We start from the raw sequence: 12,533 nt of genomic DNA, 5'->3' as shown, positions 1-12,533 counted from the left end.
TTCAATTAAATCGCAAATTTCTCTTAATAGGCTATTGTATATATTGAAAATATTTTTTAGTTTACGTGCAGTTTAATTACCCAATTAATTATTTATTTTTATGAAGACAGGTAAAGTAAAGTTTTTTATTGAGTCAAAGGGTTATGGGTTTATAACTGAAGACGAGACAAATGAAGATTTCTTCGTGCATGCAAGCGGCCTGAATGGCGTTGACATTCAGCAGCATGACCTTGTAGAGTTTGACACTCAGGAAGGTAAAAAAGGAATTAACGCGGTAAACGTGAAAAGAATCTAACACTGTTTACTTCAGCCGTAACAGTAAAAGCCCCTTGCACAAGGGGCTTTTTTATTGCCTTTTCCACTTGCCGCCGTAACTTTACCTCAGCTTTCCAACACCCATACATGAAGCCTTTTTTAACCCTGATACGCGCCCGGAACCTGGTGCTGGTTGTGCTGAGCCAGGCGTTGGTGCAGGCCTGTCTTTTGGCAGCGGGGGTAAACTGGGCCAAAGTGCTGGAGCCAGGCTTCCTCGCCCTCACCTTCTCTACCGTATGCATTGCAGCGGCCGGTTACATCATCAACGACTACTATGACGTGAAGATTGATGCCATCAACAAGCCGGAGCGGCTGCTAGTAGGCCGCATCATCCGAAGGCGACGGGCTATGTTCGCGCACCTGATACTGTCTTTTGTGGGTGTAGCTGTCGGAACGCTATTAATGGTGCGGGTCGGGTTGATAAACCTCGGGGCGGTATTGCTGCTGTGGGGATATTCTGCAAGGCTAAAGAAGCTGCTCCTCATCGGCAACATTGCCATTGCGCTGCTATCTGCCTCTATGCTTTTAGTGGTAGCCGTGTACAACGACATGCTGAACAAGACCACGCTGGGTTACGCGCTGTTCGCCTTCCTGATTTCGCTTATCCGGGAAATTATCAAAGATATAGAGGATATGAAAGGAGACGCCACTTTCGATTGTCGTACCTTGCCCATTGTGGTGGGCATGCGGGGAGCGAAGTATGTGCTATACCCTCTGATCGCCATCTTTCAGGCTGTTTTGATAGCGGCTATCCTGCACCCCTCCACGCCGCTTATCTTTGATATTTATATGCTTCTGCTTGTGCTGGCCCCCAGTATCTGGATGGTGGTAAAGCTGGTAAGGGCAGATCGTAAAGCTGACTTCAGCTACCTGAGCAACCTCAACAAACTCATCATGCTGATGGGCATCCTATCTATGCTATGGGTATAAAAAAGCCTGAAACCGTAGGCTTCAGGCTTAGCATGACTAACAGGGTATAAGGTTAAGCGTCTTGATTCAGTATCAGGCGGCTCGCCGCTACATCATTGCTAGGTTTACACTATAACAAAGTTATCCCTGCCGACCATCTCTGCCTGTTTTGCTTTCTGTTTAATTGTCCAGTCCCTCTGATTCATGCCAGGCATCTCCGTTCCTGCTACTGCCGTATGGTGTATGCGAACAGTGACATCATAACCTGCTGCAAAAAAGCATATCACTATGGCTATATATACGTACTGCAGTAGCAGGGGTTCTTAGCAGTCACTGTTTTGAATCCAAACTGTACAGATTCCGTGTTATAACGTATATTTGCAAGTCTATGGTACACCCCCAAACCGATACAACAGAGAAGACGAAGGAGCTGCTGCAGCAGTACACGCTTCGTAAAACCAGCTGCCGGTTAGAGGTGCTAGGCTTGCTGCTGAACAATAAAAGCGCGTTGGCGCACTCAGACATAGAAAAGCAGCTGGGGGATAAGTATGACCGTGTTACCCTCTACCGAACCCTTCACTCTTTTGAGGAGAAAGGACTGGTGCATAGTATAAATGATGTGAGCGGGGCTGTGAAATACGCCCTCTGCCAGGAAGCTTGTAACCAGCACCACCACCACGACAACCACATGCATTTTAACTGCACTGCCTGCGGCCAGACTTTTTGCCTGAATGATGTTACTATTCCGGCATTATCTTTACCTTCAGGATACAAGGTGAACAGCCTGCACTTTTCAGCACAAGGGATCTGCAGTACCTGCGAGGAGGTATAGTAGCAGACGCTGCGCTTGTACGGGTATATCACCTATGTTAACGAGAAGATAAACGCCATGGCACATCAAACAGACAACGCTACAGCTTTCAGAGATCTGGTTTCTTCGCCGGTTAAATTCCGACTGTTTATGCTGGCCCGGCTGCCCATGGCCTACATGGCTGACCTGCGCGTTACCTCCCTCAAACACGAAGCAGCAACCGTGAGTATACCGTACAAATACCTCAACAAGAACCCTTTCAACTCTATTTACTTCGCCTGCCTCAGCATGGCCGCCGAACTCTCCACAGGGGTGCTGTGCATGATGCATGTACACAAATCCAAACCGGCTGTTTCGATGCTGGTAGTACATATGGAAGCCGATTTCACGAAAAAGGCCGTAGGGAAAATCTTCTTTACCTGCCAGGATGGGGAACAGATATATGAGGCCATCGGGCAGACCAAAGCCACCGGAGAGGGTGTAACCGTGATAGCTACCAGCACAGGCATAGACGAAAATGGCGATCTAGTGGCAACATTCCGCTATACCTGGTCGCTGAAGGCAAAGCGAAAGTGAAAACCCCAAAGCCCTCTGAGTTTACACCCTGCACCGCGCCATTCATGATACACCGGCATTTCATTATACATAAACCCTATGGCTATCTTAGCCAGTTTGTGAGTGACCCTAAAAAGCAGAAAAAGAAAAGAGTACTGACGGAGTTATATGATTTTCCAGAAGGCACCATGGCGATTGGCCGTTTAGATGAAGACAGCGAGGGGCTGCTCCTGCTCACCACCGATGGGAAAGAAAGCGAGTATGTCCGCAGCAGCAATATAGAAAAAGAATATTATGCGCAGGTAGATGGCCTCATCACCAGCGAGGCAATAGAAAAGCTACAGCAAGGCGTGGAAGTCAGCATAGAGGGAGTACACTATGTCACCAAACCCTGTGTGGCAAATATACTGAAACAGGACCCGGGCTTTCCAGAACGCAGCCGGAGAATAAGAGACGACAGGCACGGCCCGACCAGTTGGGTATCAATAACACTGACGGAGGGCAAGTACAGACAGGTAAGAAAGATGACCGCAGCAGTTGGTTTTCCGACCCTGCGCCTGGTCAGGGTGCGTATTGGCGCCATACACCTTAATGAGATGCCGTCAGGAGCAGTGCAGGAAACAGACACCTTTCCGCTCACCACATAGGCCCGGAAGGAAAAGAGCTTGTGCTGTGAAAGTCAAAAGCTGTACTTTTACCGCACGTGATTTTACCTCAAAAGAAGAGACATGAGTAAAACAAATTGGAAAACCGTAAAAGAATACCAGGATATAACCTATAAAAAGTCAGCTGGCGTTGCCCGCATTGCCTTCAACCGGCCAAACGTGCGCAATGCCTTTCGGCCTAAAACTGTGGCTGAGCTTTTTGAGGCCTTTCTGGATGCCCGCGAAGACACCTCTATCGGCGTTGTGCTGCTGTCGGCGGAAGGCCCTTCCACCAAAGACGGCGTATACTCTTTCTGCAGCGGCGGCGATCAGAACGCCCGCGGCCACCAGGGCTATGTGGATGAGGAAGGAATGCCTCGCCTGAACATACTGGAAGTGCAGCGCCTGATTCGCTTTATGCCAAAGGTAGTGATTGCCGTAGTACCGGGTTGGGCAGTGGGCGGCGGCCACAGTTTACATGTGGTATGCGACCTGACGCTGGCAAGTAAAGAGCATGCCATTTTCAAGCAGACTGATGCCGATGTTACCAGCTTTGATGGCGGCTACGGTTCTGCTTACCTGGCGAAGATGGTTGGCCAGAAGCGTGCCCGCGAAATCTTCTTCCTGGGCAGGAACTACTCCGCACAGGATGCCTACGACATGGGCATGGTCAACGCCGTTCTTCCGCACGAAGAACTGGAAGACACTGCTTACGACTGGGCGCAGGAAATACTGGAGAAATCCCCAACCTCCATCAAAATGCTAAAATTCGCCTTCAACGCCACCGACGATGGTATGGTAGGCCAGCAGATATTCGCCGGCGAAGCCACCCGCCTGACCTATATGACCGAGGAAGCCAAAGAAGGCCGCAATGCCTTTTTAGAGAAGAGAAAGCCTAATTTCAAGGATATTAAGTGGATTCCGTAGAGTAGCTATCTTAACAGAGGTCTCAATAGAGATGGCGTGATAGCAAAGGATTTTTAGTTCTAAGCGCCTTTAACCCACCCCTGCCCCTCCGAGGAGGGGCAGGGGTGGGTTCTTACATCCAAGAAAAACTTCACCCGCTACTCCCCTACATAATATCAGCAGTACGTGCTGGCTTCTACGGCTAAACCCGCTATATTTGCGGCTTCATTACAAGCTGTACTCTTGAAACGACCAGATAAGAAGAACATAGTCATTTTTGCTTCGGGTTCGGGGAGCAATGCCCAGCGCCTGCTGGAGCACTTCGAGCACCACCCAGAGATTCGTGTGGCCGCCCTGTTCTCCAACAACCCGAAAGCGTATGCCCTTAAAAGAGCCGAGACATATCATGTCCCGGCTCTTTTGTTTTCACGCGAGGAGTTCCTCCACACCGACAAGGTACTGCAGCAAATACAGCAGTTTAACCCAGACTTGATTGTGCTGGCCGGCTTCCTGTGGCTCGTACCAAAGAACCTGCTCCAGGCATTCCCGAACCGCATCATCAACATACACCCGGCTCTGCTGCCACAGTACGGCGGCAAAGGCATGCATGGTATGCATGTGCATACCGCTGTGGTGGAGGCCGGCGAAAAGGAGTCCGGCATCACCATCCACTACATTAACGAAGAGTACGACAAAGGCGCCTTTATAAGGCAGGAGCGCTGCCCGGTGCTGCCCAACGATACGCCCGAAGACCTGGCAGCCCGTGTGCTGCAACTGGAGCACCAGTACCTGCCCATGGTGGTAGAGCAGCTGATAAAAGAACAAGATCAACCTGATAAAGAAGATTAACCTTACAAACAACTCATCCCATGCAATCCGTTAAAATCAAATCCGCACTTATTTCGGTTTATTATAAAGACCGCCTGGAGCCACTTGTGGAGCTTCTGAAGCAGCACAATGTGACCATATACTCGACTGGTGGCACACAAACTTTTTTAGAAGAGCAGGGCGCAAACGTAGTAGCCGTAGAAGACCTGACCGCATACCCGTCTATCTTCGGAGGCCGTGTAAAAACGCTTCACCCGAAAGTGTTCGGTGGCATCCTGCACCGCCGCGACAATGAAAGCGACCTGTCCGAAAGAGAGAAATTTGAGATCCCACCCATTGACCTGGTGGTGGTAGATTTATACCCGTTTGAAGAAACAGTGGCTTCAGGCGCTGCGGAGGCAGACGTGATTGAGAAAATCGACATCGGTGGCATTTCCCTGATTCGAGCAGCAGCCAAAAATTTCAAAGATGTGCTGATTGTGTCGTCCAGAGACCAGTATGGCGATGTGGTTGAGCTGCTGCAGGAAAAAGGCGGCGCCACCGACCTGGAAGACCGCAAGCGATTTGCTGCCAAGGCCTTTGATGTTTCCTCGCACTACGACACGCACATCTTCAATTATCTGAACGCCAACGGAGAGGAGCAGGTGTTCAAGCAAAGCCAGCGCGAAAGCACTCCGCTGCGTTACGGCGAAAACCCGCACCAGAAAGGTGCATTCTATGGCAAACTGGAAGACCTTTTCGAGCAATTGAACGGCAAGCAACTGTCTTATAACAACTTGGTGGATGTGGATGCTGCTGTTGCACTGGGCGGTGAATTCGAGGAGCCGACTGTGGCTATCCTGAAGCACACCAACGCCTGCGGCTGCGCCACGGCCGACACGATAAAAGAAGCTTACCTACTGGCGCTTTCTTCTGACCCGGTGTCTGCCTTCGGTGGCGTCATCATCGCTAACAGAGCCATCGACCTGGGAACCGCTGAAGAACTGAACAAGCTGTTCTTTGAGGTGCTGATTGCCCCGGAGTATGATGCTGATGCGCTGGAACTGCTGCGTTCCAAGAAAAACCGCATCCTATTGAAGCAAAAGCCGGTGGAGCTGCCAACCAAACTTTTCAAGACATTACTGAACGGTGTAATAGAGCAGGACAAAGATGTAGCAACCGAGACAGAGGCTGATTTCAAAACCGTTACCAAGCGCGAGCCCACAGCTCAGGAGAAAAAGGCGCTGGTATTTGCCGCTAAGGTGTGTAAGCACACTAAGTCGAACACCATTGTACTGGCAACAGACAAGATGATGTTCTCCAGCGGTGTAGGCCAGACCTCCCGTGTAGATGCCCTGCGCCAGGCAATTGAGAAAGCAAATAGTTTCGGTTTTGACTTAAGCAAAACCGTAATGGCATCCGACGCCTTCTTCCCGTTCCCGGACTGCGTGGAGATTGCCGATCAGTCAGGCATAAAGGCGGTGGTTCAGCCAGGTGGCTCTATCAAAGACCAGGATTCTATTGCCTACTGCGATGCACATGATATGGCTATGGTGATGACAGGCGTGCGCCATTTCAAACACTAAAATTTGTACTTACTCCTGTTAAAATCGCTGCCTTTGCTTAAGAGGCAGCGATTTTTTTTACTTTGCCCGCTGCCCTGCCTGCCCCTGCACACGCTATGTAGCAAAAGAACGTTCAATTATATATAGTTGCCGCTGTAATAGAAGTTCTCCTCTAGCAGAGTACAAGGCATATCTTATAAAAATACTTTTAATTTCTTGCTGCTTTGGCTGCTGTGTTATTAATTCCGGCGAAATTCACTAATTTTGCGGCATGTTTCTGATTAGAAATATTCTGTATTCAAAATATAATTAGGCAAGTAGGCCTGACTCTTAATAATGGGACTATTCAACTTTTTGACCAGCGATATAGCAATCGACCTTGGTACTGCCAATACGCTGATCATCCATAACGATAAAATTGTAGTAGACGAGCCTTCCATCATCGCCGTAGACCGCACCACAGGCAAAGTACTGGCAATAGGACGCCAGGCGATGCAGATGCACGAGAAAACCCACGAGAACATCAAAACCATCCGCCCTCTGAAAGACGGTGTGATTGCTGACTTTCACGCGGCTGAGGAAATGATTCGCGGCATGATAAAAATGATTGATACGGGCCGTCGTCTGTTCCAGCCGTCGCACCGCATGGTTATCTGTATTCCGTCCGGTATTACGGAAGTAGAGAAACGCGCTGTGCGTGACTCTGCGCAGCATGCCGGTGCCAAAGAAGTATGGATGATCCAGGAACCGATGGCCGCTGCTATTGGTATTGGTATTGATGTAGAGCAACCTATAGGTTCTATGATTGTGGATATAGGGGGTGGTACAACAGAGATTGCCGTGGTGGCTCTTTCCGGTATTGTGTGCGACCAGTCTATCCGCATTGCCGGAGACGTGTTCACAAAGGATATCCTGGATTATATGCGCCGCCAGCACAACCTGCTGATAGGCGAGCGTTCTGCTGAGAAAATTAAAATTGAGGTGGGTGCCGCGCTCACAGAGATAGAGAACCCGCCGGCCGACTACGAAATCCGTGGCCGTGACCTGATGACGGGTATCCCGAAGGTAATTAAGGTAACGTACCAGGAAATTGCCATCGCCTTGGACAAGTCTGTTTCTAAAATAGAAGAGGCTGTGCTGAAGGCGCTGGAGATTGCGCCGCCAGAGCTGTCAGCAGATATCTACGACAACGGCATTCACCTGACAGGTGGCGGTGCGTTGCTGCGTGGCCTGGACAAGCGCCTAGCTGCTAAAACAAAGCTGCCTATCCACATCGCTGAGGACCCGCTAAGGGCCGTGGTACGTGGCACAGGTGCTGCTATTAAGAACATTGAAGGATTTAAGAATGTCCTGCTAACCTAACAGGGCTCCCATGCGGAATCTTTTTGCTTTTATTTACCGGTTCCGTGCTTTCCTCATTTTTGTGTTGCTGGAGATACTGTGCGTGTACCTGATTGTGCGTTATAATACATACCAGGGTGCCGCCTTCTTCAACTCTGCAAACAACTACGTGGGGCAGGTGCTGGAGTACCAGAGCGGAGTAACAGATTATTTCCGGCTAACATCCGTCAACAACTCGCTGGCGCACGAAAATGCGGAACTGCGGAAGGAGTTGATGCGCTACCGCACGCAGCAGCTTTCCGACAGCACTAATCTGCTGGATTCCACTTTCTACGCCACCACTGACACAAGCCGGACCGCACCCTACATCCTGCATGCCGGCAGGGTCATCAACAATTCTGTGCGCCGCATGAACAATTACCTGACACTTTCTGTTGGCGCTGCTGATGGCGTACGACCAGGCATGGGCGTTATATCTCCCGACGGGGTAGTAGGTCGCGTCAAGACAGTGTCAAGGGATTATGCTACCGTTACTTCCGTGCTGCACTCGCAGATGCTGGTTTCCGCCAAAATAAAGAGCAGCGACACCTTTGGCACCATTAAGTGGACAGGCGGCGACTACCGCAGGGCTATGCTGGATTACATTCCGCTGCACGTGAATCCTGCTGAAGGCGACACAGTGGTGACAAGTGGCTTCAACACTGTTTTTCCGGAGGGCATCCTGGTTGGCACCATCACCTCTGTGGAGAAAGAGCAGGACAAGAGCTTTTACACGATAGAGGTACAGCTGGCGGTTGATTTTGCACAGCTATCTTACGTGTACGTGGTGGAGAACACAAGAAAAGAAGAGCGTGAAAACTTAGAACTGGAGGCAGGCATTATCATTGATGAACAGTAGCTTTGGCATAAGAAACATCCTGCAGTTTATACTGTTTGTGGCATTACAGATTCTGCTGATGGATAACCTGGTGCTCTTCAGCACCGGCTTCTGCTTCATCTACATCGCCTTTCTGCTGTTCCTGCCCATCGACATGAACAGGGTATGGCTGCTCTTTCTTGGTTTCCTGACAGGCTTTACGGTAGACATGTTTTATGACACCATGGGGATACATGCAGCAGCCAGCGTGCTACTGGCATTTTTAAGGCCGCATGTATTGAACCTTCTAACGCCGCGCGATGGTTATGATGCGAGCGATTCTGTTAATATTCGCGTAATGGGGTGGCGTTGGTTTCTGGCTTATTGTTTTACATTGACATTGTTCCATCATGCGGCGGTGTTTTTTCTGGAGACAATCAACTTCCAGACGGCATTGTACACATTAGGTAAGATACTGGCTAGCACCCTTTTCACTACAACAGTGATGGTAATCCTCCAACTCCTGTTCTTTTCGCCTAAACGAGAGCGGATAGATTATAGATGAACTACTTAGAGACCCGCAAGTATATTATTCAAGGCATCTTCCTGTTGGTAGGTGCCCTTTTTGCCCTCCGGTTATTTTACATACAGGTGGTGGACAGCAGCTATAAGCAGGCTGCCGAAACCAATGCCATTAAATCTGTTATCCAGTATCCTTTCCGGGGCCTGATATATGACCGCAACGGGGAACTGCTGGTGCAGAACACGCCGGTTTATGACCTGATGGTGATACCGAAAGAGGTAAAGGCGCTGGATACGCTGCGCCTCGTGGAATTGGTAAATCTCCCCCTGGAGGATGTGCGGGAGCGCCTGAAGAAGGCCCGCTCCTTCTCCTATGTGCAGCCGTCTGCTTTTTACCAGAAGCTAAGCACAGAAGAGTTTGCCCGCATCCAGGACAACCTTATCGATTTCCCTGGCTTTTACATCAATGCCCGTACAGCGCGTGGCTACCCACACCAGAGCCTGGCACACGCTCTAGGGTATATTGCTGAGATCAGCCCGAAACAGCTGGAAGACTCCACCTACAGAGGCTACCGCCCCGGCGACTATATTGGCAAGAGCGGCATTGAGCTGGAGTACGAGCAGTACCTGATGGGCAAACGGGGTGTGAAGTATAAAATGGTGAATGTCCGGGGCGTGGAGAAAGGTTCGTTTAAAGACGGCGCCTACGACACCCTCTCTGTAGCCGGCGAGAACCTCATCAGCACCATTGACCTGGACCTGCAAGCTTATGGCGAGTTCCTGATGAACGGAGCAAAAGGCAGTATTGTGGCCATTGAGCCTGCCACAGGAGAAGTACTGGCGTATGTGTCGGCTCCCTTCTACGATCCTAACCTGTTTACCGGAAAAGACTATGGCAAGAACTACATGACTTTGCTAACCGATTCGAACAAGACCATGTTCAATCGCCCGATAATGGCAAGCAGCAACCCTCCTGGCTCTATCTTTAAGCTGGCGCAGGCACTGGTGGCCTTACAGGAAGGAGTCATCACACCCAATACAGGCTACCCTTGCAACCAGAGTTTAGTGAAGTGCTCCCACGCGCATGCGGCTCCCAGCAACCTGAGTATTGCCATACAAACATCCTGTAACCCGTATTTTTACCAGGTTTTCAGGGCGCTTCTAAACCAGGGAAAATCGAAAAACACTTATAAAGACACCGCCCTTGGCCTGGCTGACTGGCGGGAGCAAATCCTGACCTTTGGTTTCGGAACTGAACTTGGTATTGATTTGCCAAACGAAAAAAAGGGCATCATAGCGTCTACGGATATGTATAACCGGGTGTATGGCGAGAACCGCTGGAAATTTTCTACCATCTACTCCCTGAGCATCGGGCAAGGAGAATTGGGTGTTACACCGCTGCAGATGGCCAATTTTATGGCAACCATTGCCAACAGAGGCTATTACATTAACCCGCATATTATCCGCTCCATCGGAGAAAAAGGCAAACCGCTGCCAGAATACCAGAAAAAGAATTATACTGCAGTAGATGCGAAGCATTTCACTCCTGTTGTGGATGGCATGGCGGCGGTGGTGGAATCGGGCACAGGAAGAAACGCAAACCTGTCGAAGCTGGGTATTGCCGTATGTGGCAAAACAGGTACAGCAGAAAACCCTCAGGGTAAAGACCACGCAGTATTTGTGGCGTTCGCCCCTAAGGACAATCCGAAAATAGCCATCGCGGTTTATGTAGAAAATGCAGGCTTTGGTGCACAATCAGCGGCTCCTATTGCCGGATTGATGATAGAGCAGTATCTAACAGACTCTGTTACCAGAAAAAGTATGGAGAAATGGGTGCTGAGCAGGGAGTACTTAAATGTGAAGTAAAACAATGGGGGTAGAACAGAAAGTACTTGGAAGTAGCAGGGTGATGTCGCCTGTCCCTGGCAGACGCACCACCGGGAACCGTATGCTCCAGAACATGGACTGGCTGACTGTCCTGATATACTTTCTGTTAGTAGGTTTGGGCTGGATGAACATCTATGCGGCTGTCTACAGCCCTGATAACGTGGTGAACATTATGAGCTTCGACATTAACTCCGGTAAGCAGTTGGTGTGGATTGGCGCTTCTTTACTGCTCATCATTGTGCTGCTGGTGGTAGACTACAAAGTTTATGAGCACCTGGCTTACCCCATCTACGGCGGTATTATCCTGCTCCTGCTGATTACGCTGGTGGTAGCCAAGCCTATTGCAGGCTCCAGGTCCTGGCTTGATTTAGGAGGCGGCATACGCCTGCAGCCCGCTGAGTTAGCAAAATTTGCCACAGCCCTGGCTGTATCCAAGTTCCTGAGTACGATTAACCTCCGCCAGCAGAACTTCAAAGACCAGATGAAACTGGCAGCCATTACCTTGCTGCCTCCTGCAATTATTATCATGCAGAACGAGACGGGTTCAGCACTGGTGTTCGCCGCTTTTATACTCGCTTATTTCCGTGAAGGAATTTCGCCGCTGATACTGATCATCGGGGGCTCCGCAGCCGCTATTTTTATCCTCACGTTGCTTATTCCCAAAATATACCTCATTATGGGTGTAACCGTGTTGCTGGCGCTGGCTACCTGGCTCGATTACCGCCTGCTGAAACGCTACAAGACAATTATCGCCTTGTGGGCTGTTGTGGTGGGCATGATATTCAGTGTGGACTTCTTCGTGAACAATGTCTTGCAGCCACACCAGCAAAACCGCATAAAGGCGCTGATTAACCCGGAGGCAGATCCACTTGGCTTCGGCTGGAATGTGACACAGTCTAAAATTGCGATCGGTTCCGGCGGCTTCTGGGGCAAAGGCTTTCTGGAAGGTACACAGACTAAGTTCGACTTTGTGCCGGAGCAAAGCACAGATTTCATCTTCTGCACAATTGGAGAAGAACAGGGCTGGGTGGGGAGCACCGTGCTGATTGGCCTGTTCATGTTCCTGCTGACGCGCATCGTCATGATTGCTGAACGTCAGAAGTCCGTGTTCGGGCGCACCTACGGATACTGCGTGGCCTCTATCATCTTCTTTCACTTTCTGGTGAATGTGGGCATGACAATTGGGTTGGCGCCCGTGGTGGGTATTCCATTGCCCTTCTTCAGCTATGGAGGTTCCTCTTTATGGTCATTCACTATTCTGCTGTTCATCCTCATCGCCATCGACGCCAATCGCAGCCAGGATTTAGCTCGGTAAAGCAATGTTACGGCCATAGCGTCTCCTGCAGATGTCTAAGCAAGACCTCTGTTCACTATAAAACACACAGCCGCCACAGTCAGCATATAAAAAAGCCACA

13 protein-coding genes are annotated in these 12,533 nt (G+C 50.0%); all 13 read left to right on the top strand.

Going from position 1 to position 12,533, the window contains the following annotated elements:
* The first annotated feature begins 100 nt into the window (after positions 1–100).
* Complete coding sequence (locus tag E1919_RS01130; RefSeq protein ID WP_115565178.1) at positions 101–295, top strand: cold-shock protein; 195 nt, start codon at positions 101–103, stop codon at positions 293–295.
* A gap of 107 nt (positions 296–402) precedes the next feature.
* Entirely contained in the window at positions 403–1,245 is an 843-nt protein-coding gene (locus E1919_RS01125; RefSeq protein ID WP_162051512.1) for a geranylgeranylglycerol-phosphate geranylgeranyltransferase, read from the top strand.
* Between the two features lie 367 nt (positions 1,246–1,612).
* On the top strand, positions 1,613–2,056 hold the full coding sequence (locus tag E1919_RS01120; RefSeq protein ID WP_162051511.1) for a Fur family transcriptional regulator: 444 nt from the start codon (positions 1,613–1,615) through the stop codon (positions 2,054–2,056).
* Between the two features lie 57 nt (positions 2,057–2,113).
* Positions 2,114–2,611, top strand: a complete 498-nt coding sequence (locus E1919_RS01115; protein WP_237143937.1) for a PaaI family thioesterase — start codon at positions 2,114–2,116, stop codon at positions 2,609–2,611.
* A 44-nt stretch (positions 2,612–2,655) separates the two neighbouring features.
* Positions 2,656–3,237 carry a pseudouridine synthase gene (locus E1919_RS01110; protein WP_162051510.1) on the top strand — a complete coding sequence of 194 codons (582 nt, stop codon included), beginning with the start codon at positions 2,656–2,658 and terminating at the stop codon, positions 3,235–3,237.
* An 81-nt stretch (positions 3,238–3,318) separates the two neighbouring features.
* Entirely contained in the window at positions 3,319–4,161 is an 843-nt protein-coding gene (locus E1919_RS01105) for a 1,4-dihydroxy-2-naphthoyl-CoA synthase (RefSeq protein WP_162051509.1), read from the top strand.
* Between the two features lie 222 nt (positions 4,162–4,383).
* Positions 4,384–4,989, top strand: coding sequence for a phosphoribosylglycinamide formyltransferase (gene purN / locus E1919_RS01100; protein WP_237143936.1), 606 nt, complete (start codon positions 4,384–4,386; stop codon positions 4,987–4,989).
* A 20-nt stretch (positions 4,990–5,009) separates the two neighbouring features.
* Complete coding sequence (purH, locus tag E1919_RS01095) at positions 5,010–6,533, top strand: bifunctional phosphoribosylaminoimidazolecarboxamide formyltransferase/IMP cyclohydrolase (protein ID WP_162051507.1); 1,524 nt, start codon at positions 5,010–5,012, stop codon at positions 6,531–6,533.
* A gap of 315 nt (positions 6,534–6,848) precedes the next feature.
* Complete coding sequence (locus E1919_RS01090) at positions 6,849–7,874, top strand: rod shape-determining protein (protein WP_115565171.1); 1,026 nt, start codon at positions 6,849–6,851, stop codon at positions 7,872–7,874.
* 10 nt (positions 7,875–7,884) lie between these two features.
* On the top strand, positions 7,885–8,751 hold the full coding sequence (gene mreC, locus E1919_RS01085) for a rod shape-determining protein MreC (RefSeq protein WP_162051506.1): 867 nt from the start codon (positions 7,885–7,887) through the stop codon (positions 8,749–8,751).
* Positions 8,741–9,274 carry a hypothetical protein gene (locus tag E1919_RS01080; protein ID WP_162051505.1) on the top strand — a complete coding sequence of 178 codons (534 nt, stop codon included), beginning with the start codon at positions 8,741–8,743 and terminating at the stop codon, positions 9,272–9,274. The genes mreC and E1919_RS01080 overlap by 11 nt, the downstream gene beginning before the upstream one ends.
* The gene (gene mrdA / locus E1919_RS01075; RefSeq protein ID WP_162051504.1) at positions 9,271–11,097 is read left to right on the top strand and encodes a penicillin-binding protein 2; all 1,827 of its coding nucleotides are present in this window, start codon (positions 9,271–9,273) and stop codon (positions 11,095–11,097) included. Before E1919_RS01080 ends, mrdA begins: the two co-directional genes overlap by 4 nt.
* Positions 11,098–11,101: 4 nt before the next feature.
* The gene (rodA, locus tag E1919_RS01070; RefSeq protein ID WP_162051503.1) at positions 11,102–12,433 is read left to right on the top strand and encodes a rod shape-determining protein RodA; all 1,332 of its coding nucleotides are present in this window, start codon (positions 11,102–11,104) and stop codon (positions 12,431–12,433) included.
* Positions 12,434–12,533 lie beyond the last annotated feature (100 nt).

It is taken from the genome of Pontibacter pamirensis (genome assembly GCF_010015475.1).
Classification (GTDB): domain Bacteria; phylum Bacteroidota; class Bacteroidia; order Cytophagales; family Hymenobacteraceae; genus Pontibacter; species Pontibacter pamirensis.
The sequence above is the reverse complement of the archived record's forward strand: the minus strand, read 5'-3'. Positions and strand labels throughout refer to the sequence as shown.

What these genes read in the sequence shown, in the direction of transcription:
- E1919_RS01110 (WP_162051510.1), top strand. Translation starts at nt 2,656, where the DNA reads ATGATACACCGGCATTTCATTATACATAAACCCTATGGCTATCTTAGC.
- purH (WP_162051507.1), top strand. Translation starts at nt 5,010, where the DNA reads ATGCAATCCGTTAAAATCAAATCCGCACTTATTTCGGTTTATTATAAA.
- E1919_RS01120 (WP_162051511.1), top strand. Translation starts at nt 1,613, where the DNA reads ATGGTACACCCCCAAACCGATACAACAGAGAAGACGAAGGAGCTGCTG.
- mrdA (WP_162051504.1), top strand. Translation starts at nt 9,271, where the DNA reads ATGAACTACTTAGAGACCCGCAAGTATATTATTCAAGGCATCTTCCTG.
- E1919_RS01105 (WP_162051509.1), top strand. Translation starts at nt 3,319, where the DNA reads ATGAGTAAAACAAATTGGAAAACCGTAAAAGAATACCAGGATATAACC.
- E1919_RS01125 (WP_162051512.1), top strand. Translation starts at nt 403, where the DNA reads ATGAAGCCTTTTTTAACCCTGATACGCGCCCGGAACCTGGTGCTGGTT.
- E1919_RS01080 (WP_162051505.1), top strand. Translation starts at nt 8,741, where the DNA reads ATGAACAGTAGCTTTGGCATAAGAAACATCCTGCAGTTTATACTGTTT.
- mreC (WP_162051506.1), top strand. Translation starts at nt 7,885, where the DNA reads ATGCGGAATCTTTTTGCTTTTATTTACCGGTTCCGTGCTTTCCTCATT.
- rodA (WP_162051503.1), top strand. Translation starts at nt 11,102, where the DNA reads ATGGGGGTAGAACAGAAAGTACTTGGAAGTAGCAGGGTGATGTCGCCT.
- E1919_RS01115 (WP_237143937.1), top strand. Translation starts at nt 2,114, where the DNA reads ATGGCACATCAAACAGACAACGCTACAGCTTTCAGAGATCTGGTTTCT.
- E1919_RS01090 (WP_115565171.1), top strand. Translation starts at nt 6,849, where the DNA reads ATGGGACTATTCAACTTTTTGACCAGCGATATAGCAATCGACCTTGGT.
- E1919_RS01130 (WP_115565178.1), top strand. Translation starts at nt 101, where the DNA reads ATGAAGACAGGTAAAGTAAAGTTTTTTATTGAGTCAAAGGGTTATGGG.